Genomic DNA, 26,312 nt, shown 5'->3' on the forward strand with positions numbered 1-26,312 from the left:
TTAAACAACAAAAGCAATTATGACAGGGAGGTATGTAAGCAAACAATAAATAGCCTTAACAAGCTTCTTTAATACATTTAGAATATATGATCCATAGTAATATTGAGCCGGTTGCAAAGCTGCCCAGTATCAGGAATGCAGAATTATAACCAATGCTTTGCGCTATCCAACCACCAATAGCAGGGCTTAATGCAGCACCCAATCCCTGAACGGTCATCACTGCGCCTTGGCCTATATTTACCCGCCCGGTGCCGTTTAAAATATGCGCAACCAACCCCGGTACCGCAACGCTTTGCAGCCCCGCACCAATACCGTCAAGAATTTGAACCGGATAAATACCGGTATTATTAATCATATACGAAGCAATTAGTCCCCTAATGGGCAAGGCAATAAAGGAGATGAGCATTACCAGCCAGTAACCACTCTTTTCGGCCATGCGCATGGCTATGAGCGATACAACTATCATCACAACTTGCGCAATTACAATAGTTTGGGCCACAAAGCCCGATGGGTTACCAACTTTGTTGGCAGCAGCTGCTAAGCCATATAACGGAAGCATTGCGCCGTTGCCCAGATGGAAAAATGCCAGTGCCGCAGCGAGGATTAGCAGCGGCTTACAATTCAGCAAAACGGCTAAACCACTTGCTTTATCATCTGTATTGTCATCTTTCATTCCCCGGGCAGCACGGTCGTCAATTGCATTAGCAGGGATAAATAAGGTTGATATGATGGCTAGTACGCCAAATAATGCCGACAAGGCAAAAATAGCCGGAAGGCCAAACTTATAGCCAAGGTAACCGGACAATGCAGCGCCTGTTACATTGCCTGCGTGGTTCCATGCCTGGTTATAGCCATTTTGCCTGTTAAAGCCTTTTTGTTTTACAATGCCTAAAGTGATACCAATTACTGCCGGGCCAATGGCTGATCCGGCTATTGCTGTTGCAACCTGCGATACGGTTACCATCCAAAATTCTTGAGAAAGCAGGATGATCCCCGAAGCAAGAATGCTGAAGATTGCCGACAGGATTATGTAATTACGCTTCTTTTTCGTCGCATCAATCAGTGCCCCTGCAGGAATGGTCATGATCATGCCCGCAACGCCGCCAATGGTCATGACCGAACCAATCAATCCGCTTTTCCAACCGTGGGCTAAAAGGAAAATGCCCAGGAATGGGCCAACACCTGCCTGTAAATCGGCCATAAAAAAGTTAAGGCTTTCCAAAGCACGAATGGTGCCTTTTTCAATTCTAACAGGTATCGACGAGTTGCTTGGTGTCATCATATAAATGGATAATTACAGGTAGATTGATTTTCACTATCCACTGCAAAAGAAACTCCAACTCCATGATTGACTGATGAAAATCAAATTAATTTTTCTTCATATCGCTAGGGAACAATGCGTGTATATACGCTGTCGCCTTTTCGTATATTCGGTACATGTATTTCATTTTCGGACGTAACAGTTCACTGTTACTCGCTTTCTTTTTACATCTTGTAGTTTACAGCATTCTTTTTCTGGTACGCGGCAAGCGCGATAGCAGGCTTTCCGACCAGCTCCTGGGCTTCTTTTTGATTTTAGCTTCGTTATTTATTGTACCGTGGATGACCGGCTTTGGAGGATGGTATGATAAGCAGCCATATCGCGATATTCTGTTTTACACGCCTTTCTTACAACCCTTGTTTTTCGGGCCGTTATTGTACCTGTACATAAAGGCGTTGACCAACGTAACCTACAAAGTTCGAAAGCAGGAGTTGCTACATTTTTTACCGGGCTTGCTTTATTTAACTTGGTGCTTAGTAGTGTTCGTGACAGACAAATTAATACTGAAGCGCTATTATTTAATGAATGGAAGGTCCGACCCTGACTTTGACCGCTGGTATAGTTATGCATGGTTGTGCAGCGTTGTTATCTACTTGCTCATAACTTTAAGGTACTATCAAAATTACAAGCAGTTTGCCGGTGTCGAATTGTCTTTTGCAGATGTAGCGGGCTTTCGTTGGTTACGAAACTTCCTTTGGGTATTTACAGCGCTCACCGTTCTCTTCCTTTTCGAGCAAATCCTTTCCATATTCATCGAGTTGCAGTATGCTCGAAACTGGTATTACTTCCTTGCGTTCGCCATCATCTGTTATTATATGGCCATAAGCGCATACAATACGCAACTAGTACGCGATCTTAAACTAACTTTTGATCCAGATGCAATTACAACTCAACAGAATCCGGTTTTGGTTGATGATGCTGTGAATTTAGTTGATGATACGTGGATGCTGCTATGGAAACATAAACTGGACGCAGCGATTGAAGAAAAGATGTTTTTAAAGGCCGACCTTACCCTGTCTGACCTGGCCCTGCATTTGGGCACCAACCCTTCGCTGCTAAGCAAAGTAATTAATGGCAGCTACGGTTTATCGTTTAATGATTTTATAAACCAACATCGCGTTAAGGAGGCGGTTAGGTTAATGCAACACCCACAGTACATGAATTTCAGCCTGCTGGCTATAGCGCTCGAGGCAGGTTTTTACTCAAAAGCCACTTTCAACCGGGCCTTTAAAAAGTTTACAGGCGTTAATCCAAGCCAATATTTGAAGCAATAAGTAACAAATCGATAGTTATTGCCTCATAACATGTTTTGAAGCGCAGCGCTGTTTGCATCTGCAGAAATTGCGTCAAAAAACAAACAATGATCCATTTACTTACACCATTAACCAGGCCGCATTTATTGCCTCACTGGTTTCAAGATCTATTATCAGCAATCCCGAGGATTGTTTGTGGTTACCTGCTTGCAACAAACTTCGGCTCGGCAAAGTTTGGTTTGCCATGGAGCCCCGCCGATGCCAACCTGCATTTTTTTGAAGTTGCATTTTGGTTCCCTAATGATGTTGCGCATTACGGCGGAATATTTGCAATGTTCCCTGCTTTTTTTGCCTGGATAGGCGCATTCAGCGAGGCTGTGGGCGGCATATTCCTGCTGCTGGGCTTACAGACAAGATTATTTAGCTTTTTATTACTGCTTACCATGTTGGTGGCCATTTTTATGCAACAGTGGGAAAACGGCTTATGGAACATGTTACCGGCAATGGGATTTTGCTGGGTGGCCTTGTACACTACCTTACTGGGAAGCGGCAGATTTGGCATAGACTATTTACTAACAAAATCAAGCAAATGAAAACATTATCAATCAGCACCTTTATTATTTTCGCAGCAATGCTGACTGGTTGCGTACAAAAATCAAGGACGGTTACCGTTAACTTAAAGCTATATGTTACCGGTATTAAAAACATTAAGCAAGTGGGCGTGCGGGGCGAAGGTAATCCTTTAAGTAGTGACAAAGATTTAGTCATGCAGCCGGTAATTAAAGACTCGATATACACAGTCAGCTTTAACACCGTAACGGGGTATAATTTTCTCGAATGTAAATTTGCTATTGACGATAAGGTGGAGCTAAAAGGACAACCTAACCGGCGGATAGACTTTGTTGATAAGGATACAATGAGTTATGAAGCGAAGTACCAAGTGCCCGGAAAAATCAATTGATAAGTACGGGCTATCTAACCGATTTGTTAATCTCGTCATATGTCTGCTTTATTTTCATTTTGTACAAACAAAATATTGGTCTATCTTCATCGACAGGATTTTTGAGGTCAATTTCCGCCTTTTGTTTTTACTGTATTCTTAATTATTACTATGCTCATTTCTCCGCTAAACAGGGTTTTATTGATTATTTTATTTATAGGCAACTCTTTAAATGTAAAGGCACAGATTAACAGCTTTACTATCAAAAGCCCTGATAAAAAGGTCTCCGCAACCATATTTACGGATAAGCAAGGCTTGCTGCAATACCGCGTTGACTATAAAAAGATTGCGGTAATCAATCAATCGCGTATGGGGCTGTTGGTTAACGGTTTTGAAATTGGAAGCGCCAAAAAACTCCGGGCGTCGAAAGCCAAGGTGATACAAAAGCAGTTTGCCTGGCGTGGTGTGCATAGCAAGGCTATTTATCATGCAACAACAGCAACAGTTTTTACCGGGCCTGTTAATTCAACAAATACGCTTGCTATTGAAGTACAGGCTTTTAATACAGGAATAGCTTTCCGCTATGTTATGCCAGACCAGGGGCAGGCTAAAATTACCCGTGAGTTAACAACCTTTAACATACCTGAAAAGGCAGAAAACTGGTGGCAGGGCGATATACATAATTATGAAGGGACGTACAGTAAGAGTACGGCCGCAGGCATCAAAAGCGGGCAGGTTATTGGTATGCCAATAACAGTAGTATTACCAAATAATAAAGGTTTTGCGGCAATCACCGAGGCGAATGTTAACAACTATGCAGGTATGTACCTTGTTGCTACCGGTACCAGTGTTTTTGCAACTGCTTTAGATGGTGAGGTTAATTTGGACAGAAATGTTACAACGCCCTGGAGGGTGATCAGCATTGGGCCCGATTTAAACTCAGTGGTTAACAACGACATAATTGCCTGCTTGTCGCCCGAGCCTGACAGCAGGTTGTTTCCAGAAGATTTTGATACGGAATGGATTAAACCTGGCAAAAGTGTATGGTCATGGATGACAGCCGTTCGCGCGGTAACACCCGAGAACATGCGCAGGTTTACCGACCTTGCAGCACAGTGTGGGATACCTTACAATTTGGTAGATGATGGCTGGGGCCGATGGGAGGCTGCCGGCAAAGATAACTGGCAGTTATTGAGAGAATTGGTAGATTACTCCGCCGCCAAGAACGTCAAAATATGGGTTTGGGCAGCTTATCCAAACAACAATGGTATTGCCGGGCTTAAAGACTCCTTTTACATGAAAGAATTCTTTAAAAATTGCCGTCAGGCTGGCGTAGCCGGGGTAAAAATTGATTTCATGAGCAGCGAGTCGCAAAACCTGGTCGACTTTTACAACAGGGCAAGCCGTGAGGCGGCAAAACAGCACCTCATGATCGATTATCACGGCGCAAGTAAACCGTCGGGGCAAAGCCGTACCTGGCCAAATGAGCTATCCCGAGAGGCTGTAAGGGGGCTGGAGTATAGTGACGATACCGACTGGCCAAGCCATAACACCATCATTCCGTTTACGCGTTACCTTGCGGGGCATGGTGATTACACGCCGTTGAGTACAGCCAAGTTTGTTTCGTCAACCACGCTTCCTCATCAGGTTGCTACAATGGTTACTTTTACATCCCCGTTTTTGTGCCTGGGGGTGGATCCTGCTGATTTACTTAAAAGTGAGGCCTTACCTTTTGTACGTGCCATTCCAAGTGTTTGGGATGAGACTGTAGTCCTTCCCCCAAGTGAAATAGGGGAGGTGTGCGTAATGGCAAGGCGAAGCGGTACAAAATGGTTTTTAGCAGTGCTGAATAATAAACAGGCGCGCAACATAAGTGTTCCGCTTTCATTTCTATCCTATAAAGCACACAGCTATCAGTTTATGGGTAATAAACAAGCAAACACCTCAGCTAAGGGAACGGTCACCAATAAAGACAAGTTTAACATTGATCTCGGCTCAGGTGATGGCTTTATAGCCATGTTCGATTAGTGTTCGCTCTTATAAAGGCATTATGAGTGTAGTTACCTAGTACTCTTGATGGATTTCCTCATTAATCGGCTCACAGCCTGCTGTTCTTAAATACTAATGGTCAATAAGTATTACCCAATTCGTTCCCGGGCGGTAAAAATGGCTTTCGTGCATTTTTATAGTAATCCCTATTAATATTTAATTAATCGATTTAAGTACTAATATATTAGACGTCCGGAAATGTATCTGCGTCAGCTTTTTCGAGCGTCTTGTAGCACTTCTTAGCCTATAATTGCTACTTTTACGTTTAACATATTAGCCCAATACCCCTTGAATATTACCCTCATTAGCGACAAGGCAGCCTTGCTTGCCATCATAAAAAGTTTGCCGGGAAATTTTCTTATTTTATTGCCTGATGCGCCCCGGTTTACAATTGTCGAGGTGAGTGACGAGTATAACCGCGCTACCTTTACAAAGCGCGAGGATATCATTGGAAGCGCAATGTTCGAGGTTTTTCCGGATGATCCGGCTGATTTATATGCTGATGGTGTCGCCAATCTTAACGCATCTTTTCATACGGTGATTAGTACAAGGCAAAGTCACGAGATGGGTATACAGCGTTATCCTGTGCAGGACGGGGTGTCTAACACTTTTGTTGAGAAATTTTGGGCACCCGTTAATAAGCCCGTTATTGTTGAGGGCGAGGTTGCCTATATAATTCATTCCGTTACGGATGTTACCGAAAGCAGGTTGCTCAAATCGCGTGAGCAATATTTTATGGCACTTGCAGAGCAATCTCCATTTATGATTTGGCGAAGCGCGGGAGCATCCTGTATTTATGTAAACAATGCCTGGATGGAAACTACTGGTTTGTCTTACGAAGACAGCCTTGGCTCGGGGCACCTCAAGGCGTTTCATCCCGATGATATTCCGGAACAACGTAAGTTATTTGCAGGTGCTTTAGAAAGCCGTACATCATACGAAACGAAGTATCGCATTTTTGATGCTGAAGGCAAAATAAGGTGGGTTTTTATGAAAGTAACACCTTTGCTAATGGAAGGCGCTACCATAGAATTTGTAGGCAGCATGATTGACATTACCGACCAGGAAATAGCAGCGCAAAGGGTAATTGAAAGCGAAACTCAATTCAGGCAAATGGCTGATTCAATTATCCAGATGATATGGGTAACAGATGCAGAGGGAATGCACGAATACTATAATCAAAGATGGTATGACTTTACGGGCGCAACACACGAGCAAACGGAAGGTGAGGGGTGGAACCAGGTTTTTCATCCCGACGACCAGGAACGCGCCTGGAAAGTATGGCGCCACTCACTCGATACCGGCGAACCGTATGAAATTGAATACCGTTTAAGAAAATACACAGGCGAATATGTATGGGTGTTGGGCAGGGCCGCACCTTATTATGATAACGATGGCAAAATATTGAAGTGGTTTGGCACTTGTACCGATATTAACGAGCAAAAGCTTTTACAACAGCAAAAAGACGACTTTATTAATATTGCCAGCCATGAATTAAAAACACCGTTAACAAGCTTAAGTGCCAATATTCAGTTTCTGCAAAAGATGGTAAGCAATATTGCTGGTGGCAGCCCTATGCTCGAAAAGCTGGTATTGTCATCTGTAACAAACGTTAGGAAACTTAATAAGCTGATAGATGAGTTACTTAACGCAAACAGCATTGGCCTGGGGCAGTTAACAATTTGGAAGGAGAATTTTGATCTGGTTGCCTTGGTAAAAGACTCTGTGGCTTATTTGTCTAACGATAACCAACCGGTTGTGATTACGGGCGAGGAAACCGCCAAGGTGTTTGGCGACCCTGTTAAGGTTGAGCAAATTGTGGTTAACCTGGTTAACAATGCCCATAAATATGCAAGAGAGTCGAAGTATGTGGAAGTTAACGTACAGTCAACTTCTTCAGGATATATGGTAAGGGTGATTGACCAAGGGCCTGGTATTAAGGAAGATCAGCAGAAGTTTCTGTTTGACCGTTATTACCAGGCCGAAAATCGGGTTGGGCGTAATTCAGGCATGGGGTTGGGATTATTTATCTGCGCAAGTATTGTAAAAGCCCACCATGGCGAAATTGGTGTTGAGAGTGAGCCTGGAAAGGGAAGCATATTTTGGTTTACCCTGCTTAAATAATTTGACGCTACTTTGCAGTAACATACTTAGCAGTGATCAGCAGTAATAACGTACGGTCAGCCTTAGCCTCATCGTAATTTTCTTTAATCAGTTGCTTTATCTGTTTATTCTTAAGCTTAACAGCTGCCATCTCTAATACCTGGAAAGAGGCCATCTCTACACTTTCAATAGTTTGCATATAAAAAGCGATAGACATATCGCGCAATTCAGGATCATTGCTGTGCAACTTTATGTCTTCAAAAGCGTCGTCAACCAAACCAGCCAAACCGCTGTAATTACCTTTTCCACGGTCGGCATCCATTATGGCATAAATGATGTCCATCCTTGCCAGCTGCTTTTCCACATCTTCAAGCGTCTCTAGTATGGCCATCCTAAGATCTGCAAAATGCACTTCGTCTGCAATTTCAGGAAGGTGTTTTACTAAATGGCTTTTTGCAGCGTATATTTTGTCGAGATTATTTATAAAATACGTCCTTAACTTTTGTGGGCCTAAAGCAATTTTACCGTTTGGCTTTTGCTGGTTTGATCTTTTTTCCATTAGGGTCAGTTAACATACAAATATACGACTTAACCACAATCATGGAATTATCGTTTTACTAACTACTTCATGCAGGTTTTTACCTTTAGCAGCAGGTCGTAAATATCAAATGGTTTGGTAATATACAAATCTGCGCCACACTGATTGGCTAGCATTGCCAGGTCTGTTTCCGCAGAAACTAACACAACAGGTATTTTTTTTCCCGGATAAGATGATTTAATTTCCGCACAAATCTGATCGCCTCTTTTCGCCGATCCCGCTATGCGTACGTCTAATAAAATTACGTCGGGGTTTATGATATGTATATTATCGGCTGCTTCGCCTGTGTTTGATACCACCACATTGTATCCTTCGTCCCTAAATATGATGTGCAGAATATCCAGGATGTCCTCGTCGTCATCAATTATGAGTATCCGCTTGTTCATGCCAAGCACACATCAAGATTCATACCTAATGGTTAATAAAACCTTGTTTAAGGTTAAATAAATTAAATTGCTCTAATAAATTTCCAATATCTCGGTTTTTTGCAATCGGGTCGTATTCAACATACTGCCCATGTGTTGGCAAATTCATACTTAATGTCCTGAAAAATTTTTAAGACGCAATTTGTTCACCGCCCAACAAATGTCTATTTACTATTGATAGCAGCGCATCAATATCATACGGCTTTTCAAGGAAGTCGTTAGCACCGGCTGCAAAAGCGATTTCGCGGCCATCCCTGCTTGCAGATATCACGATGATGGGTATGCTTTTTACTGCTTCGTCGCTCCTGAGCTGTCTCGCAACCTGGTCGCCAGAGAGGCCCGGCATCCATAGGTCAAGCAGTACAATATCAGGCTTTTCGCTGGCCACGAGTTCCGTAACGGTAAGGCTGTTTATAGTAGGGATAACAGTATAGCCCTCGGCCTCGAGTATCATTGATGTTATATCTAATATTTCCTGTTCGTCGTCGCAAATAATAATTTTAGCACTCATTATGCTCGATTAATAGGTACAGTAAAGTTGAATACAGAGCCTTTGCCCTCATCGCTATCTACCCAAAGGGTACCTTTATGTTCTTTAATAATTTGTTTACTAACGTATAATCCAATGCCTACACCTGGAAACTTTTCGGTGGTGCGTTCCGAGCGATAAAACCGCTCAAATATTTTGCGTTGATCATCTGCATTTATGCCGATACCAGTGTCGGCAATGGCAACCTTTACAAATTCATCGTCTTTGGTAACATGTATTTTAACTTCTTTTGCCGCCGGCGAATATTTTACAGCGTTGCTCAGCAGGTTTATCAGTACCTGTTCAAGGCGGCCAAAGTCGGCAGTAACGTCGGTATTGCATTTACTGGTTATAATGAGCTGATGCGTTGGTGTGGTTACCTGCACCCCTTTAACAGCCTCCTCAACCAAATGATCAAAATTAAAAGTGGTATAATGAAACTCCACCTTGCCCGATTGTATTTTCGAAACATCAAGCAAATCATAAATCAGTCGTTCGAGCCTGGCAATAGATTTTGTTGCCGTAGCAAAACCATTTAAGTAAGCGGTGTCATTGTTTTTTATCGCCTGGCGCTCCAGCAATTGGATGTTACCTTTAATGCTGGTTAAAGGCGTTTTCATCTCGTGGCTTGCAATGCTTATAAAATCTTCTTTTCGCTGTTCCACTTCCCGTCGTTCGGTGATATCCTCAATGGCGAGTAATATCCTGTCCTGATATTTACCTTCCAGCACAATTTGGCGGGCATTTAAAACCAGCAGTTTGCGGCCAATATCCGGAAATTCGTTCTCGAGTTCGAAACCCTCAAACGGGTTATTATGGGGCAAAACGTTTACCAGGAGATCTTTTAACTCAGGTATATTCCACTGCCCATCGCCAAGGCTAAGCAAACCTTTACCAATAACATCCGCACTTTTTACCTGGAAAAACTTACAAAAGTGTTCATTGACGCCCAATATTTTTAAGTCTTCATTCAGTACAACTAAACTTTCGCGTATTGTCTCAATTATACTGGCAAGATAATCCTCGCTCTCTTGCAAGTCTTGCGTACGCTCAGTTACCCTCTTCTCCAAATTAGCCTTTTCATCGGCCAAAGCATTTTCGGCATTTTTGCGCGCAGTAATATCATTCTGGATGCCAATGAAGTGAGTTATCTGGCCGTTGCTGTCCTTTACCGGCGATATCCTCAGTTCGTTCCAGATCATCTGCCCGTTTTTTTTATAGTTGCGAAGCTCAACTTTGCAATGCTCACCGGCAGTTATTGCACCAAGAAGTGCTTCACGACCTTTCTGCTCACGATCATTGGCTTGCAAAAAGCGACAGTTACGGCCTATAATCTCGTCTTTGGTGTAACCTGTTATTTGTTCGAAAGCAGCATTGCAATAAATTATCGGCTGGTCGGGCTGCGTGTTGTCGGTTATCACCACGCCATTGCTTGATGCGTTAACCGCCGCGGCGAATATCCGGATATCCGCTTGTTCAATATTGGGGAACTGATCGTGAAATTCGTCCATTTATCGGCTAGTTGTTTTTGCTCCTACGTAACAACAATAATTCCGATAAGTTCTACACAAGTGATAATAAGGCAGGTGAATAAATTGCGGTACTGTATGTTGGTATACGGCACCCATAATTTTTGTCACTATTATTGCAAATTTGTCAGCCAGTTCTATACAATCATTTGTTTTAAAACTGAAAATTTTTCAGACAGCTTAATAGTTTATCGTTTGGTCTGCGATTTGATTTACGGCTGTCGGTTTAATTAATTATAAGTTTTAATCATTAAAAATTTTAAGGAGGAAAAACCCATGACATTGGTTAAATTTAATTCGGACAGAAAAAACAATGGTTCATTTTTGCCAGGCATTAATGACGTTTTTGATTCGATCTTTAACGACACCTTTTTTAACGACCGTATGGCAACACGGGTGCCGGCAGCAAACATCAGCGAATCTGAAGACCATTACCACGTTGAGTTGGCAGCACCGGGATTAAAAAAGGAAGATTTCAAAATCAGCCTTGATCGTAACATGCTCAATATTTCTGTAGAGCAGCAACACGAAAACAAAGACGCGCAGAAAAATTACAGCAAACGCGAGTTCAGTTATAACTCATTTGTGCGCTCGTTTACACTGCCAGATAGCGCGAATTACGAAAATATTGAAGCGTCATACAACGATGGCGTGTTATCGATTGATATTGCCAAACGCGAAGAGGCGAAGATGGTTCGTCGCCAAATAGAGATTAAATAATTCGTTTAACATCTAATTCCAAGGCCCCGGTAAGGGGCCTTATTTTTTTATGAAAACTCAATATTATATTTTGCTTAGCTTAAAAACACCTGCCGGGTTTGAATATTTTGGCCAGTTTGAATTGGGCAACGATAAGGATGCTGCAAACACGCTCTTCATCAATCTGGAGGGTGATCCCGAGCCTGACGGCCGTGCAGTTTTGCACATCGATCAAATGGAAACGGTAGATGCATTGCCTGTTAAAATAAATACCAAGTGCTGCACGCTTGATGAACTTGCAAGTAACATCAAAATAATAGCCCGTGAAACATTCCGTTTGAAAAACCTGCGAAACCTTGACGAGTAGTCTTTTAGCGTTGTGGCATGGCAATAGTGGAAATTAATTTTAACGTCTTCCAAAGCTTATAAGTAATATTTGCTTTTTAAGATGATAGTATAATATCTTTATATACACGGCCAAATGTGTTTTGGCTTAATTAGTTCTGTCTATCCGCTATAGAATTAATCGATTGGCGGCGTTGTTTTAAATCACATACTTTTATACCATCTGCAATAAGTAACAGCAGTCAATTGTTCAATCTATAAAACTTAAATATATATGGAAGGCAACTCGAATGACATTAGCAAATGCCCGTTTCATAACGGTAGCACGAATCACAACACAGGCGGTGGCGGTACCCGTAATCACGATTGGTGGCCAAACCAACTGAAGCTTAATATCCTTCGTCAAAACTCATCGTTATCAAACCCGATGGGTGATGATTTTAATTATGCAGAGGCTTTTAAAAGTCTTGATCTGGAAGCGGTTAAAAATGATTTGCATGCTTTGATGACCGACTCGCAAGATTGGTGGCCTGCAGATTTTGGCCACTATGGCGGGCTGTTTATTCGTATGGCATGGCATAGCGCCGGTACGTACCGCGTTGGCGACGGCCGTGGTGGCGCAGGCGCAGGTTTGCAACGTTTTGCCCCGCTTAATAGCTGGCCGGATAACGTAAGCCTTGATAAAGCCCGCCGTTTACTTTGGCCAATAAAACAAAAATATGGCAACAAAATTTCATGGGCAGATTTGATGATCCTGACCGGTAACGTAGCGCTTGAATCAATGGGCTTTAAAACCTTTGGTTTCGCCGGTGGCCGTGCAGATGTTTGGGAAGCCGACGAATCTGTATACTGGGGTTCTGAAACTACCTGGCTGGGTAATGATAAGCGTTACGCAGATGGCCAACCAGGTGTAGCTGCACATGGTGTTTTGGTATCTGATGAGGATGCTGATGGCAAAAAGCACCAGTCGCGCACGTTAGAAGAGCCGCTTGGCGCCGCCCACATGGGCTTGATATACGTTAATCCGGAAGGCCCTGATGGCAACCCTGATCCGGTTGCTTCTGCTAAAGATATACGTGAAACATTTGGCCGCATGGCCATGAATGATGAAGAAACGGTTGCACTTATTGCCGGTGGCCATAGCTTTGGTAAAACTCACGGTGCAGCTTCATCAGACCACGTTGGCAAGGAGCCCGAGGCGGCAGATGTAGAGCTACAGGGATTTGGCTGGGCCAACAACTACGGTACAGGTAAAGGTGCCGATACCATTACCAGCGGCCTTGAAGTTACGTGGACAACCACACCAACCCAATGGAGCAATAATTATTTCGAAAATCTTTTTGGATTTGAGTGGGAGTTAACCAAAAGTCCTGGTGGTGCGCACCAGTGGGTTGCTAAAGATGCCGAAGACATTATCCCGGATGCTTATGACAGCAGCAAAAAGCATAAGCCATCAATGCTTACTACCGACCTTGCTTTGAGGTTTGACCCGGCGTACGAGAAAATTTCAAGGAATTTCCTGGAAAACCCCGATGCATTTGCTGATGCTTTTGCGCGTGCATGGTTTAAACTAACCCACCGCGATATGGGCCCTATAGCACGTTACCTTGGCGCCGATGTACCACAGGAAGAATTGTTATGGCAAGATCCTATTCCGGCTGTCGACCATGAGTTGATAAATGAAGGTGATGTGGCAAATCTTAAATCGCAGATATTATCCTCGGGCTTAAGCGTATCAGAATTGGTTTCTACCGCCTGGGCTTCGGCGTCAACTTTCCGCGGTACCGATAAAAGGGGAGGCGCAAATGGTGCCCGTATACGCCTGGCACCGCAAAAATACTGGCAGGTTAACCAGCCGGCGCAATTGCAGAAAGTATTGGGCGTTTACGAAGGTATACAAGCCGAGTTTAACAGAAGCCAAAGCGCAGGTAAGAAGGTGTCAATTGCCGATTTAATTGTGTTGGGCGGCAGCGCTGCTATCGAAAAAGCTGCGGCTGATGCAGGCAACAATATTACTGTGCCATTTACACCCGGCCGTATGGACGCATCGCAGGAGAAAACAGATGTGGAATCATTTGGTTATCTGGAACCAGTTGCCGACGGCTTCCGTAATTACCGCAAAGGCAGGTCAGGCGTATCTACCGAAGAATTGCTTATAGATAAAGCAAACTTGCTTACATTAGCTGCCCCCGAGCTGACCGTATTATTCGGCGGTCTGCGTTCGTTTAGCATCAACTTCGATGGCTCTAAACATGGTGTATTTACTGCAACACCGGGCAGGCTTAGCAATGATTTCTTCACCACTTTGCTGGATATGGGTATTGCCTGGAAGGCATCGTCGCAGGAGCGGGAAGTTTATGAGGGCCGCGACCGTGCAACCGGCGCTGTTAAATTTACAGCCACCCGTGCCGACCTTGTGTTTGGCTCAAACTCCGAATTAAGAGCTGTTGCCGAAGTTTATGGCAGCGCTGATGCTAAAGACAAATTTGTAGCCGACTTTGTTAAAGTTTGGACCAAAGTGATGAATCTTGACAGGTTCGACCTCGTTAAATAACATCAATTTTATGTAACAGCAAAGGCACTCCAACACGGTGCCTTTGCTGTTTATATGCTTAACTGTTAAAAGATTGCCCATCGGTAGATAACAGATTTAACAAGCGCAGTTTTTGCGGACCGGTTAGTTTGTGATTTGTATTAGATGCATTTTTTATATTTTTATATTAAATGCACTACAACCTTTTACAATATCTGATACTGTTGGCGGCGGCTTTTTTGCTGATTATGCTGGCCAAAAAGCTAAAAATAGCATATCCGCTTTTCCTGGTGATTGCGGGACTGGTGGTTAGTTTCATTCCCGGCATGCCGCTGGTTGAGATAGATCCCGAACTGATTTTCCTGATATTTTTACCACCGCTGCTTTACGAGGCAGCATGGTACACCTCATGGAACGAATTTTGGAAATGGAAGCGCCCTATTAGCCTGCTGGCTTTTGGTCTAGTCATCTTTACATCTACCATTGTTGCCTTCGTATCATCATCAATTATACCGGGTTTTACACTGGCTATGGGCTTTTTATTGGGAGGGATCATTTCTCCGCCCGATGCGGTTGCTGCCACTTCCGTCCTAAAATTTGTTAAGATACCAAAGCGAATAACAACCATACTGGAAGGCGAAAGCCTTGTAAATGATGCATCAAGTTTAATTGTATTCAGGTTTGCGCTGGCTGCAGTATTAACAGGGCATTTCTCGGCTCAGGAGGCAGCGGTAGATTTCTTTGTAGTTACGCTGATGGGTATTGTTATCGGCCTTGCTGTAGCGCATGTTGCCTACGTTATCCATCGCTTTTTGCCTACAACGCCAAGTATCGATACCGCATTTACACTTATAGCGCCATACTTTATGTACCTGGCTGCCGAGCAGTTTCACTTTTCGGGTGTTATGGCTGTGGTGAGCGGTGGGCTTTTCTTGTCTTTCCGCTCGCATGAAGTTTTTACCACAGGGCAAAGCCGCCTGCAAACTGTAAACGTATGGGCCACGCTTGCGCTGATATTGAATGGATTGGTTTTTATACTGATAGGGCTGGAGTTGCCTGCCATTGTAAATGGCCTTGGCAATTATTCGCTAGCCGAAGCCTGGCGTTACGGGTTGCTTATGAGCATTTTGATTATTGCAATACGCATGGCCTGGATCTTTCCGGCCGCCTTTATACCAAGGTATTTATTTAAAAACATTCGCAGGCGCGAGGCGCATCCCGGCTGGAAAGGCCCGCTTGTTATTGGTTGGGCAGGCATGAGGGGAGTGGTTTCATTAGCTGCCGCTTTATCGTTGCCGTTGGTTACGGGGAAAGGCGAACCCTTTCCGCATCGTAACCTAATCATCTTTATCACATTTGTGGTTATACTTATAACACTGGTATTCCAGGGGTTGACGCTCCCAGCCATAGTGAAGTTTATTAAAATCAGGGAGATAGACCCACTTGTGCCGGATGATCAGCAGGAACTGGGCGTTAAACTGAGGCTGATGAAAAAATCCATAGAACGATTAAACCAGCATTATGCTACAGAAGTTAAGCAGAGCGAACTGTTGAACAATCTAAAGATCGACCTGGAAAATAATGTATCTATAATAGGTAAACGGCTGGCCTCCCTTGATTGCGATGCCTCACAACATGCTGAGGTGAAAACCTATAACAAAGTGTTAAAAGAGCTATACCACGTTCAGCGACAGGAGCTTTACCACATCCGAAAGGAGAAGGCCTTTAGCGATGAAGCCATCCGCAAACAGGAAATGCAGATAGACCTTGCCGAAACCAGTGTTAACGGGCAGGAGTAAATATAAACGTGGCAGCAATTAATATGTATTACTAACACGTTGTTTTCTTTTTAAGTAAGCTTCTCCGTCTTGTAAATAATAACGGGACCATCCATCAACGGGCCGCCCTTTTCTACAAACTTTTTGATATGCGGTTCTTGGTTATGCTGATCTAACCCTGCCTGGTTTGCCCACGTTTCATGGAAAATAAATTGATGTTGCGCTTCATCAAAGTGAAGTTCGTATTGCAGACACGCCTCTTCCCGGTTCGACGCGGCTGACAGTTCTAACAGGTATTCCTTTAATTCGCTTTCATTTCCCGGCTTTGCTTTTATGAGTGCTGTTAAATAAATTTTCATGATAATGCGTTTGTTTGTCTCGATACCTATTGATTGTTTCGCTACCAAGTTAAGTTTTTTGATTTAAAAGGTACAGTCCAAAAATAAAACTGATTCCAATCTTAGACGTTTGCTTATCGCATAAAAAATATTGAGATTTAGGCTGACCACTTGTAAATCACTCTACACTATTATGAACTTCATTGTAAGCCGCTTAAAGGTTGTTACCTTATTGCTTTTTTTTGCAAATCTTTGCGTTGCTCAGCAAAGCCGACTTCCCGAATGGTCTTTAGGCGGGTTTGAACGCCCGGCTGGTATTAACCCTATTATTTCGCCGGATAGCACAACACGATTTTTGGACCCTGTATTAAACAAATATGTTGGTTGGGAATCGAACGATACTTTTAACCCGGGCGCGGCGCTGTATAACGGCAAGATTGTGGTATTGTACAGGTCGGAAGACAAATCGGGTATAGGAATAGGCTTTCGTACATCAAGGCTTGGCTATGCAGCCAGTGCAGACGGCCTGCATTTTAAAAGAGATAAAACGCCCGTATTTTATCCTGCCAATGATAGTCAGAAAAAGTACGAATGGCCCGGTGGTGTGGAGGATCCGCGTGTTGCGGTGACAGTAAACGGCACCTATGTTGTTTTCTACACGCAATGGAACCGTGATGTGCCACGCTTAGGTGTAGCCACCTCAAAAGATCTGAAGCACTGGACAAAGCACGGGCCTATATTTGAGGATGCTTACAAAGGTAAATTTGTAAATATTCCGCATAAGTCGGCATCCATCATCACCAAAATTGTGAACGGCAAACAAGTGGTTGCAAAAATTAAAGGCAAGTACTGGATGTATTGGGGAGAGCTGCATGTGTATGCGGCTACGTCGACAAACTTGGTTGACTGGAAGCCGGTTGTGAATGCTGACGGTTTGCTCACCGAACTATTTTCACCCCGTAAAGGCTATTTTGATAGCGAACTTACCGAATGCGGTCCCCCGGCTATAATGACGGATAAGGGCATTGTATTGCTATACAATGGTAAAAACAAAGGCAACCAGGACGGCGATCAGCGCTTTACATTAAACAGCTATTGCGCAGGGCAAGCCTTATTTGATAAGAATGACCCTATAAAATTTATTACCCGTTTAGATGAGCCGTTTATGCGCCCAATGGCATCTTTCGAAAAGAGTGGGCAGTACCCTGCAGGTACCGTATTTTTGGAGGGCATGGTCTATTTTAAAAAGAAGTGGTTTTTATATTACGGCGCTGCCGATTCCAGAGTATGTGTCGCCGTGTATGATCCGGCAAAACCATCTAAACCCGACCCAATCAATTGATAAAACTTGTAAGTATATACCTTTAATGTGTTGCGCCAGCAAATAGTTTCTCACCGGCTTTTATGGCAATGTTTAAGTCGTTTTCGGCGGGTGGCTTAGGGCATGAGTACCCGGCGCTGTAAGCGCAATATGGGTTATACGCTTTGTTAAAATCCAAAGTCAATTTTCCGTCTTTTATGTCGCCTTCGCGCAGGTCAATGTAGCGGCCGCCGCCGTAAGTTTCGTTGCCGTTTGTAGTATCAGTAAATGGCAGGAACAGGTAATCACGATATTGCGGTACGCTTGCCAGTGCAGTATTTGTGTATACGGTAAGTTGCATAGGCCTGCCGTGTAAGGTAAATTTTAATACGGCATATCTAATATGCTCGCGCCCTTGCCCGCTAAATACAGGCATAACAAAACTGTTTTGATCCGTTAGCTTTTCTACCGTTGCGGTAACCCTATAAGTGCTGTCGGCATCGTAAAAACGCAGCTTGGGCAAGTCAGCTTCCTTGAGCGGCGAACGGGCCTCTTTCAAAAAGTCGTCCTTATACGCCCTCCGGTGCTGGGCTAATTGTGTAGAATAGTCTTGTGCATGGCTGCTTATGTATAAAAAGCAAAGCAGAACGGTTAGATATTTCATTGTACAAATTTAGTAATTGCCTATCGATAACTTTTTAAAAGCTTTAACTATGCCTTCAGCAATTATCGCATTGCCTTTGTCGGACGGGTGCAAGCCATCATAAGTTATGTTTACAGCATCCATTGGATTCGGATATTCATCAGCCTTTGGATCAAACGGAATGGTGGTGTACTCTGGGTAACTGTAATTTTGATATTTGCCCGTAGCCGGATTCTTGAGCCTTTTAAAATTCACCATTTGGTCTACAGAAAGTGCAGAGTTATGATAAAGGTCAACAACTGGGATATGTTGGTAGTGGGCAATCGAGTCAATTGCATTGGCAACTGATTCTAAAGACTGTCCGTTTTTTTGTTTATATGAGCCGTAAGCATTATTGTTGGCATCGAAGAGGTAAACAAAATCCGTGCGCTGCATGGGTGTGATCAGCACTATTTTAGCTTCAGGGTTTAAGCTTTTAATTTTATTGATAATGATACGAAATGAGCCATTTATAGTTGCGTTACCGGTTGCCTTGACATAATCATTAAGCGTGCCGACGGGCCGCCCCTGCCACCAATCGTTTGTGCCTAAAAATACGGAGTAAACATCTGCTTTAATCAAACCAAGACTGTCTATTTTGTCGGCAATGCCACCAGATGTCCAGCCGTTGTGCCCCTGGTTGATGTATTTGATGTTGGGCAAAGCATCGGTAACGCGGGTAAGATATCCTTTTTTAACGCGGTTGCCGGTTTCATCGGGATGGTCGTTTAAATAAGTTATCGAATCGCCTATGGCTACCCAGGTTACATCTTTTTGTTTAAAAGAGCTTACCAATATTAGCGCGAACAATAACACAACTACCTTAATCATGCTATAAATTTAAAAAATTACTTCCCGCCAGGGTAGTCTTTCGATAAAAATAAAAGCACCCTGTAATGAGCAGGATGCTTTTTATCTCGCCTGTTTACAGGCAGATCTTTTAAAGTTGCTGGTGATTAAATTACGTTTAGTTCCACCTCAACGTTGCCACGCGTAGCGTTTGAGTATGGGCAAACCTGATGTGCTTTTTTAACCAATTCAAGGGCTTGTTCTTTTTCGATGCCGGGTACTTCAACATCAAGCTTAACAGCAAGGTTAAAAGCACCTGCATCTGTTTTGCCTATGCTTACCTGCGCATTAACAGCCGTTGTCCCTATACCCTCCACCTTTTCGGTGCGGATTACCAGTGCCAATGCACTATCGAAACATGCAGCATAACCGCCTGCAAATAATATTTCCGGGTTCAGGTAATTGCCTGCCGGGCCGCCCATTTCCTTAGGCATGCGTACTGCTACATCTAACGCACCATCGCTTGATTTTACCTGGCCGTTGCGGCCGCCTGTTGCTGTGGCTTTCGCCGTATAAAGGATTTCCATGTTTTGATATTATTATGTGAATTATTGTAAGTTTTTAAGAATGGTATGTAATTGATTAATTAGCAAGCAACTTTCATCTTCGGCCAAGGGCAATTTTTCGATCAAAGCAGCAGGTACTTTCTCAGCTTTTTTACGCAATTCGTTTCCTGCTGTGGTTAGGGTTATAATAACCGAACGTTCATCCAACTCATCGCGCCTGCGGCTTAGCAACCCTTGCTTTTCAAGACGTTTTAGCAAAGGAGTAAGCGTACCGCTATCAAGCAGTAATTCCTGACCGATCGCTTTAACCGTCATGCTGTTATGTTCCCATAGCAGCATCATAACCAGGTACTGCGGGTAAGTTAGCCCTATTGCTTCCAGAAGCGGCCTGTATAGGCCGGTAATCTGCCTTGACAAGGCATATAACGGAAAACACAATTGTCTATCTAACTTTAATAAATTGGTTGCCATAAATTTGATTGTGCAAAACTAAATATTTGGCTCGTATAGTTTGTCACAAGAACATCAGTTCTCAAACTTCAACTAATTTATTTACTACTTTGTTAAGCGTAAGGCCCTGCACAACTACAGAAAATACAACGATAAAGAAGCTTCCGGCAAGTATCAGTTCGCGGTAGGGCGAGCCGGGTAATGATAGCGCAAGGGCTACGGAGATACCGCCCCGTAAGCCACCCCAGGTTAAAATCAGTATACTATTGTATTCCATATTGAGCGACCGGCGCAAAAATACAACGGGTAAAAATATGCTTAGTGCCCGCGCGAGCAGCAATGCTAAAATACCTATCACACCTATGAGTATATAGTTATCGCTGAAAGTGATAGTTACCATCTGCAAGCCAATCATTACAAATAATATGGTATTGAGTACATCATCCATTAAACCCCATATCTTACCTAACACCTCCTCAACTTTAAAGTCGGTACGTTTGCTGAATGATCTGCTGCCTACAAGTAAGCCCGCAGCAACTTCGGCCAGCGGAATGGAGACATGTAATGCGGCACCTACGGCAGTAATAACCATTACCAGGGTTATAGATATTAATACAATGGTTTGAAAATCATCTATAGCACGCATCATGCGGTAAGCCAGCCAACCAAACCCTGCACCAAGGGCAAGGCCGCCAAACACCTCGTGCGCAAAAAGCTTGCCTGCCTCGGCTATAGAGAAGCCTTTATCGGGCGTATTAGCAATTTCAAGGAAGGTTATAAAAAGTACCAGGCCAATGCCATCATTGAATAACGATTCGCCGGATATGATCGTTTCCAGCCTCTTTGGCATCCTGGTTTTCTTGAGCAGGGCGGCAACAGCTACCGCATCGGTAGGAGATATGAGCGCGCCAAACAGCAGGCAATAAATAACAGGCAGATCAATGTGCAGCCAATTGGTTACGTAGTATAAAACGCCTGCAAAGATCAGGGTAGACAACAGCACGCCTATTGTGCTGATAATTAGCACCCCACGAATGCCCTCCTTTAATTTATTAATATCAAAGTGCAGTGCACTGGCAAACAAGAGAAAGCCAAGCATTACATCAAGCAGGGCTTTTGAAAAATCGATAGACCCAGACAGGCTAATAATGAAGGCGCTAAAGCCCGGCATTGTTTTACCTGCAAAAAGCGTAATTAACGCCGTTAACATTGCTAATACCATTACCCCAATAACCCCGGGAAGCTTTATAAAACGCGCATTTATAAAGCTGAATATCGAGCTTACGGCAAATAAACTTGTGGCTATGGCAAATACATTCATTAGTCAGAAACGATACAAAAGACTAATTGTTGACTTTTTTACAACAACGGCGATAGCAGGCGTGCAAGCTTCTCGGGCAGTTGGCGGTAAAGCTGGCGTTTTTGCCAGGCGTCCTGGTTCAATTTTTCGGCGTCTTCAAGGTCTTGCATGAACACAGCACGCAGCTGCGAAGCCAGGTCCTCATCATACACAATGGTATTTACTTCAAAGTTGAGTTCAAAGCTGCGGTTATCCATATTTGCAGTACCTACAATCGCCAGTTGCCCATCGGCTACAAGCGTTTTGGCATGTATAAAACCCTTTGTGTACAGGTAGATTTCAATTCCGGCGTCCATCAGTTCGGCATAATAAGAGCGCGCCGCCCAATCAACAAAAAAAGAGTCGGATCTTCTTGGCAGCAAAATTTTCACCTTTACACCGCTTAACGCCGCAGCATTAAGGGCATCGTATAAACTTTCGCCGGGTATAAAGTAGGGACTGGTAATACAAATTTCGTTTTGAGCCAGGCTTATGGCTTGCAATAACGATAGTAGGATAGTAGGGGAATCCGAGTCGGGTCCGCTGGCGGCAACCTGCAGGGTGGTGTCACTTTCTGCATGGGCATCAAGGCAAAAATAATCTGTACTTGGTTCCAATGCCTGGTCCGAGCAAAAGTTCCAGTCGCCGATAAATAAAAATTGCAGATAGTAAGTGCCCGGCCCGTCAATGCGCAAATGCGTATCCCGCCAGTAAACCCTGTTGTGATACTCTGGATTATTTATGTACCTGTCGCTTACGTTTATGCCGCCGGTAAAGGCTGTGCAACCATCAATAATAATAATTTTACGGTGGTTACGGTAGTTAAGCCTGTTGGCAAATGGCAGCAAGCGCACGCGGTAAAAAGGGTAGGCGTGTACCCCGGCTTCCCGTAGTTGCGGCACCAATCTGCGGCGGATAGAACGACTGCCAAAGTCATCATAAATAAATCTTACTTCAACACCCTCGCGGACTTTAGTAATCAGCACGTCTTTAAGCTGATTGCCTATATGGTCGTCATCAAAAATATAATATTCGATATGGATGTGTTTTTTAGCGGCCTTTAAAGCAGCTATCACATCCGCAAATTTATTCTCGCCGTTTAAAAGCAATTTTACCTTGTTGCCACCGCTAAGAGGGCTCCACCCGTCATTAAGCAACAGGGCGGCAAGTTTTCTGAAATTGGTGATTTCGTCACGGCCGCTTTCTATGGCTTTTTCATAGGTAAGCATAATTCGATGCCGTACGCTCCTTAGCAGCCTGTCGTTGTTGATAATCTTCTTACTGTAGAGTTTATTTTTGCGATAGTTTACACCAAGTGTAAAGTAGAGGATGATGCCAATTACAGGTAAAAAGATAGTGATGAGCAGGTAAGCAAGCGTTTTAGTAGTGGACCGGGTGTCATAAACAATGCGCAGGCAAACCGCTATAACAATAAGCGTATAAATTATTTCTAAACTTAGCAAAAGGGTTGGATGCATTTTATTCGGATATTTAATGCAAAGCGTATTGTGCGCAAGGTATAAAAATGTAGATAATTTGGCGCCCCGGCAGGTATATAATTAACTGTCGTAGGGTTACTAGATGTTTTACCAGCGATGTTTGAAAGGAGTATGTTGCTGCAAATTCCAATTGTAAATCGAGTGTAAATTATCTTTGGCTGAAGGCTTACTAGCTCATGTTTACATCATTCTGAAAGGTTGTGGAAAAACAAAAAGGCTTTTTATAGCTTTAAAACATGGCGGCAAACCTGATCATACTTTCTGCCTTACACTTATCATTAAAATAATGGATAGTATAACAACCAAAAAAAATATCATAGTAATTGGTGGCGGCTTTGCCGGTTTAAACTTTATAACAAAGCTTTTTAAAAACGATTATTATAACGTTACACTGGTTGACAAAAACAACTACAACTATTTTACGCCGCTTATATACCAGGTTGCTACCGGCTTTTTGGAGCCATCAAGCATAAGCTATCCATTCCGTAAGTATTTACGCAGAAAGCGTATCAATTTCAGGATGGCAGCTCTTGAGCGTGTAGATGCGGCCAGTAATACTATTTATTTAAGCGACGGAGGCGAACTGCAATACGACATACTTGTATTTGCTGCCGGCTCGAAAACCAATTTTTTTGGCAACGAAAACGTCCGTAAAAATGCTTTTTCGTTGAAAGGGATTGACGATGCCTTGTACTTGCGCAACGAAATGATTAAGACCCAGGAACTTGCTGCGATTGAGAAAGACCCGGTTGAGCGTAAAAAATTAATGAGTATTGTGATTGCCGGCGGTGGCCCCACGGGTGTAGAGGTAGCAGGTATGCTTGCCGAAATGAAGAAGTATATTTTAGGAGCTGATTACCCTAACTTGGACGCGGCCGAAGCTGATATCTACATTGTGGACGGCTCGCCGGATTTACTTGCACCCATGAGCGATAAGTCCCACAAAGCTGCTTATGATGAGTTGCACAAGCAGGGTGTGCTTATAAAACTGGAAACCCGTGTAAATGATTTTGAGAACGGAAGAGTCCATTTGTCAGACGGATCTGTTATCGAGGCCAAGACACTTATTTGGGCGGCCGGCGTTACAGCCAACTTATTTAACGGAATAGCTCCAGAAAGTATAGGCAAAGGCGGCAGGATGCTAACGAATGAGTTTAACCAGGTTAATGGTTATCAAAATATATATGCTATTGGCGATATAGCCATCCAGTTTAATGATCCGGCTTATCCAAACGGGCATCCGCAGTTGGCGCAGCCTGCCATACAACAGGGTAAACGCCTGGCTAAAAATCTGATGCTTGCGGCTAAGGGTAAAGCAATGGAACCATTTATTTATTTTGACAGGGGTGATATGGCCATCATAGGCCGGCGCATTGCAGTTGCCGACTTATTTAAACAAAAACTTCATTTTGGCGGATTTTTAGGTTTGCTTGCATGGCTGTTCATCCACCTGATATCACTGGTCAATTATAATAACCGTATCAGAACGCTTTACAGTTGGGCAGTTGCATATTTAACTCGCGACCAGGCGTTCAGGATGATATTCCGCTCGGGGAATCGCGAAAATAAAATGGAAAACTACAATAGCAACCCTTTAAGCTAAGCGTTGCCACTAATGGGTAACTGATAGTTTAGCAACTCAATGTATGGATTGCCTGATATTCCAAGAAGCTGGCAAAATGCCGGCTCTGTTTTAATACCAGTCTCTTTAAGTGCAACTACTTTTTGCTTAAAATCCTCGCCGAAGTATGATAGGATTTGATGTTCGGCAAGCATGTGAAGGTAGCCGTTTTGTTTGGTCGGTGGTAAATCCTGGGCGAATATCTCAACAGGAATCCCTTCGGTAATAAAGCTTGCAATAACTGCAGGCAAGTCAAAACCGTTTATAGTTTTCAGGCTGAAATTATCTTGATCAGCAAAGGTTGTACTTATCATTTGCGCGAATGCTTTAAGGTCTTTGCATTGGCAAATAATATCTATATCGCTATTGCTCGTTTGAATGTCTAACGGAAAGGTGCCAACCAGGATAGGATCATAGGCCGCCAATTTATCGAGGAGTTTACTTCTTAGCAGAACATTGTAAACCCGATGTTGAGTAGCAGAGCCTTTTTTTAAATAACTGATGTCGGTAAAATTTATGGATGGCATGCCTGTTGGTTGGCTGCAAAGGTAGAAATTTGAATGCTTGTATTTAATACCGTTTATACCGGCCATGCCTTGCGCACGACCGGTAAAACTGGTAACCATACATATAATTAATTCTAACCATTCCCCGGATGTGTGCTTGTTTTGCCAACACCCGGAAACTCTTTATAGTCGCCTGCATAAAATCAGGCTTTCACTTATCTATTAACTATCTTAAGTAAATAGGCAGCTAAATCATCAGCTGCTTTATCATTGTCGAACCCTGCCGGCAGGCGACCGTTTACATACTCATTGTAAAGCCAGGGGTCGCCTACTGCAATTACAGTGCCCTTGCCGTACTTTGCCAACGCTGCTAGAATAGCCCAATTGGCGGTTTTTAACAGCGGCTTTGCAATCCCTGTTAACGAAATACTGCAGGCATCTTTCATAAACAGCTTTTTAGCAGTTGTAAGCACCTGTTTGTTGGGGGGCACTATGGCGCCATCCTCAAAATGATTATCGTCGACAACATATGCCTGCATATCATTATTAAAATGCATTCCAAATTTTGCTGCCAGGGTATTAAAACGCGATAACTCGGTATTGGCACTATCATTAGCCATCAGCACCAATATGCCACCGGCCTTTACCCATTTGCTTATGCTTTCTACGTGAGCAGGCTCAACATAGTTAGGCTTTACGCTTTCTTTTTTCGTATCAGGATCAACTATTATGTAAATTTCTGTTCCCTTTAAATTACGCAATGTTGGTGCGCTTGCCAGCGAATCTATTTTTGCACCCCGCCTTTTAAATAGCCCGCCCCACTTGCTAAAGCCCGTATTACCTTGATCTTCCCAGGTGTAATGGTAACGCTCCGTACGTCCGTTTTTACCAACACGGGTTTCGTGATTAAAAAAATAATCGAGCGTAACCGTTTGTGCGCTAGATGCGTTTGCAGCAAATACAAATGGCAGTACTAAAATGCCAGTTATAATTTGTTTTATCATAGTACAGGTAAGTGCAGGGCCAGGCTATAATTGGTTTTTAAACTTGTCTGCTTGTTCAAAAATAAAATACTTGCATAAATTCAATGTTAAATAGCCGGCTTTTATTTACGCAATCG

General features: G+C 43.3%; 25 protein-coding genes. 11 read left to right on the plus strand and 14 right to left on the minus strand.

Annotated elements, in window-relative coordinates; genetic code table 11:
* Positions 1 to 55: 55 nt before the first annotated feature.
* Positions 56 to 1,282, minus strand: a complete 1,227-nt coding sequence (locus FPZ43_RS00230; RefSeq protein WP_146379841.1) for an MFS transporter — start codon at positions 1,280 to 1,282, stop codon at positions 56 to 58.
* A gap of 155 nt (positions 1,283 to 1,437) precedes the next feature.
* Between FPZ43_RS00230 and FPZ43_RS00235 the strand changes: the two genes are divergently transcribed.
* The 5 genes from FPZ43_RS00235 (at position 1,438) to FPZ43_RS00255 (ending at position 7,687) form a co-directional block, all read left to right on the plus strand.
* Positions 1,438 to 2,595 (plus strand): helix-turn-helix domain-containing protein, encoded by a 1,158-nt coding sequence (locus FPZ43_RS00235; RefSeq protein WP_146379842.1) that lies wholly within the window; start codon positions 1,438 to 1,440, stop codon positions 2,593 to 2,595.
* An 86-nt stretch (positions 2,596 to 2,681) separates the two neighbouring features.
* Positions 2,682 to 3,167, plus strand: coding sequence for a DoxX family protein (locus tag FPZ43_RS00240; protein WP_146379843.1), 486 nt, complete (start codon positions 2,682 to 2,684; stop codon positions 3,165 to 3,167).
* Entirely contained in the window at positions 3,164 to 3,535 is a 372-nt protein-coding gene (locus tag FPZ43_RS00245; RefSeq protein WP_146379844.1) for a hypothetical protein, read from the plus strand. The genes FPZ43_RS00240 and FPZ43_RS00245 overlap by 4 nt, the downstream gene beginning before the upstream one ends.
* A gap of 150 nt (positions 3,536 to 3,685) precedes the next feature.
* Positions 3,686 to 5,542 carry a glycoside hydrolase family 97 protein gene (locus FPZ43_RS00250; protein ID WP_146379845.1) on the plus strand — a complete coding sequence of 619 codons (1,857 nt, stop codon included), beginning with the start codon at positions 3,686 to 3,688 and terminating at the stop codon, positions 5,540 to 5,542.
* A gap of 309 nt (positions 5,543 to 5,851) precedes the next feature.
* The gene (locus tag FPZ43_RS00255) at positions 5,852 to 7,687 is read left to right on the plus strand and encodes a PAS domain-containing sensor histidine kinase (protein WP_146379846.1); all 1,836 of its coding nucleotides are present in this window, start codon (positions 5,852 to 5,854) and stop codon (positions 7,685 to 7,687) included.
* 7 nt (positions 7,688 to 7,694) lie between these two features.
* On the opposite strand, the gene FPZ43_RS00260 is transcribed toward FPZ43_RS00255, so the two are convergent.
* From FPZ43_RS00260 to FPZ43_RS00275, 4 genes are all read right to left on the minus strand, one after another.
* Complete coding sequence (locus tag FPZ43_RS00260) at positions 7,695 to 8,225, minus strand: DUF892 family protein (protein WP_146379847.1); 531 nt, start codon at positions 8,223 to 8,225, stop codon at positions 7,695 to 7,697.
* 62 nt (positions 8,226 to 8,287) lie between these two features.
* On the minus strand, positions 8,288 to 8,650 hold the full coding sequence (locus tag FPZ43_RS00265; protein WP_146379848.1) for a response regulator: 363 nt from the start codon (positions 8,648 to 8,650) through the stop codon (positions 8,288 to 8,290).
* Positions 8,651 to 8,819: 169 nt separating this feature from the next.
* Positions 8,820 to 9,200 (minus strand): response regulator, encoded by a 381-nt coding sequence (locus tag FPZ43_RS00270; protein WP_146379849.1) that lies wholly within the window; start codon positions 9,198 to 9,200, stop codon positions 8,820 to 8,822.
* Positions 9,200 to 10,729 (minus strand): PAS domain-containing sensor histidine kinase, encoded by a 1,530-nt coding sequence (locus FPZ43_RS00275; protein ID WP_146379850.1) that lies wholly within the window; start codon positions 10,727 to 10,729, stop codon positions 9,200 to 9,202. Before FPZ43_RS00275 ends, FPZ43_RS00270 begins: the two co-directional genes overlap by 1 nt.
* A 294-nt stretch (positions 10,730 to 11,023) precedes the next feature.
* Between FPZ43_RS00275 and FPZ43_RS00280 the strand changes: the two genes are divergently transcribed.
* From FPZ43_RS00280 to FPZ43_RS00295, 4 genes are all read left to right on the plus strand, one after another.
* Positions 11,024 to 11,467 (plus strand): Hsp20/alpha crystallin family protein, encoded by a 444-nt coding sequence (locus FPZ43_RS00280; protein WP_146379851.1) that lies wholly within the window; start codon positions 11,024 to 11,026, stop codon positions 11,465 to 11,467.
* Between the two features lie 49 nt (positions 11,468 to 11,516).
* Positions 11,517 to 11,813, plus strand: coding sequence for a hypothetical protein (locus tag FPZ43_RS00285; RefSeq protein ID WP_146379852.1), 297 nt, complete (start codon positions 11,517 to 11,519; stop codon positions 11,811 to 11,813).
* Positions 11,814 to 12,065: 252 nt separating this feature from the next.
* Positions 12,066 to 14,345, plus strand: a complete 2,280-nt coding sequence (gene katG / locus FPZ43_RS00290) for a catalase/peroxidase HPI (protein WP_146379853.1) — start codon at positions 12,066 to 12,068, stop codon at positions 14,343 to 14,345.
* 170 nt (positions 14,346 to 14,515) lie between these two features.
* Complete coding sequence (locus FPZ43_RS00295) at positions 14,516 to 16,123, plus strand: Na+/H+ antiporter (protein ID WP_146379854.1); 1,608 nt, start codon at positions 14,516 to 14,518, stop codon at positions 16,121 to 16,123.
* Positions 16,124 to 16,173: 50 nt separating this feature from the next.
* On the opposite strand, the gene FPZ43_RS00300 is transcribed toward FPZ43_RS00295, so the two are convergent.
* Positions 16,174 to 16,461, minus strand: a complete 288-nt coding sequence (locus FPZ43_RS00300) for a putative quinol monooxygenase (protein ID WP_146379855.1) — start codon at positions 16,459 to 16,461, stop codon at positions 16,174 to 16,176.
* Positions 16,462 to 16,633: 172 nt separating this feature from the next.
* Here FPZ43_RS00300 and FPZ43_RS00305 point away from each other — a divergent pair, with 172 nt between their 5' ends.
* Positions 16,634 to 17,782, plus strand: a complete 1,149-nt coding sequence (locus FPZ43_RS00305) for a glycoside hydrolase family 130 protein (protein ID WP_146379856.1) — start codon at positions 16,634 to 16,636, stop codon at positions 17,780 to 17,782.
* Between the two features lie 22 nt (positions 17,783 to 17,804).
* On the opposite strand, the gene FPZ43_RS00310 is transcribed toward FPZ43_RS00305, so the two are convergent.
* The 6 genes from FPZ43_RS00310 to cls all read right to left on the minus strand — a co-directional run bounded on the left by FPZ43_RS00310 (position 17,805) and on the right by cls (position 23,044).
* Positions 17,805 to 18,404 (minus strand): DUF1684 domain-containing protein, encoded by a 600-nt coding sequence (locus FPZ43_RS00310; protein ID WP_146379857.1) that lies wholly within the window; start codon positions 18,402 to 18,404, stop codon positions 17,805 to 17,807.
* Between the two features lie 9 nt (positions 18,405 to 18,413).
* On the minus strand, positions 18,414 to 19,253 hold the full coding sequence (locus FPZ43_RS00315; protein WP_146379858.1) for an SGNH/GDSL hydrolase family protein: 840 nt from the start codon (positions 19,251 to 19,253) through the stop codon (positions 18,414 to 18,416).
* A 125-nt stretch (positions 19,254 to 19,378) separates the two neighbouring features.
* Entirely contained in the window at positions 19,379 to 19,798 is a 420-nt protein-coding gene (locus tag FPZ43_RS00320) for an organic hydroperoxide resistance protein (protein ID WP_146379859.1), read from the minus strand.
* Positions 19,799 to 19,819: 21 nt separating this feature from the next.
* On the minus strand, positions 19,820 to 20,248 hold the full coding sequence (locus tag FPZ43_RS00325) for a MarR family winged helix-turn-helix transcriptional regulator (protein ID WP_146379860.1): 429 nt from the start codon (positions 20,246 to 20,248) through the stop codon (positions 19,820 to 19,822).
* Between the two features lie 61 nt (positions 20,249 to 20,309).
* A complete protein-coding gene (locus FPZ43_RS00330; protein WP_146379861.1) occupies positions 20,310 to 21,548 on the minus strand; it encodes a cation:proton antiporter in 1,239 nt (412 codons plus the stop codon).
* Positions 21,549 to 21,586: 38 nt separating this feature from the next.
* Entirely contained in the window at positions 21,587 to 23,044 is a 1,458-nt protein-coding gene (gene cls, locus FPZ43_RS00335) for a cardiolipin synthase (protein ID WP_146379862.1), read from the minus strand.
* 307 nt (positions 23,045 to 23,351) lie between these two features.
* Between cls and FPZ43_RS00340 the strand changes: the two genes are divergently transcribed.
* A complete protein-coding gene (locus FPZ43_RS00340) occupies positions 23,352 to 24,668 on the plus strand; it encodes an NAD(P)/FAD-dependent oxidoreductase (protein ID WP_146379863.1) in 1,317 nt (438 codons plus the stop codon).
* Here FPZ43_RS00340 and FPZ43_RS00345 read toward each other — a convergent pair.
* Together FPZ43_RS00345 and FPZ43_RS00350 are read right to left on the minus strand one after the other, a co-directional pair.
* The gene (locus FPZ43_RS00345; RefSeq protein ID WP_146379864.1) at positions 24,665 to 25,312 is read right to left on the minus strand and encodes a DUF4269 domain-containing protein; all 648 of its coding nucleotides are present in this window, start codon (positions 25,310 to 25,312) and stop codon (positions 24,665 to 24,667) included. The genes FPZ43_RS00340 and FPZ43_RS00345 overlap by 4 nt on opposite strands.
* Positions 25,313 to 25,407: 95 nt before the next feature.
* The gene (locus FPZ43_RS00350; RefSeq protein WP_146379865.1) at positions 25,408 to 26,196 is read right to left on the minus strand and encodes a DUF4350 domain-containing protein; all 789 of its coding nucleotides are present in this window, start codon (positions 26,194 to 26,196) and stop codon (positions 25,408 to 25,410) included.
* Between the last annotated feature and the right edge of the window lie 116 nt (positions 26,197 to 26,312).

This window comes from Mucilaginibacter pallidiroseus (assembly GCF_007846085.1).
Classification (GTDB): Bacteria; Bacteroidota; Bacteroidia; order Sphingobacteriales; family Sphingobacteriaceae; genus Mucilaginibacter; species Mucilaginibacter pallidiroseus.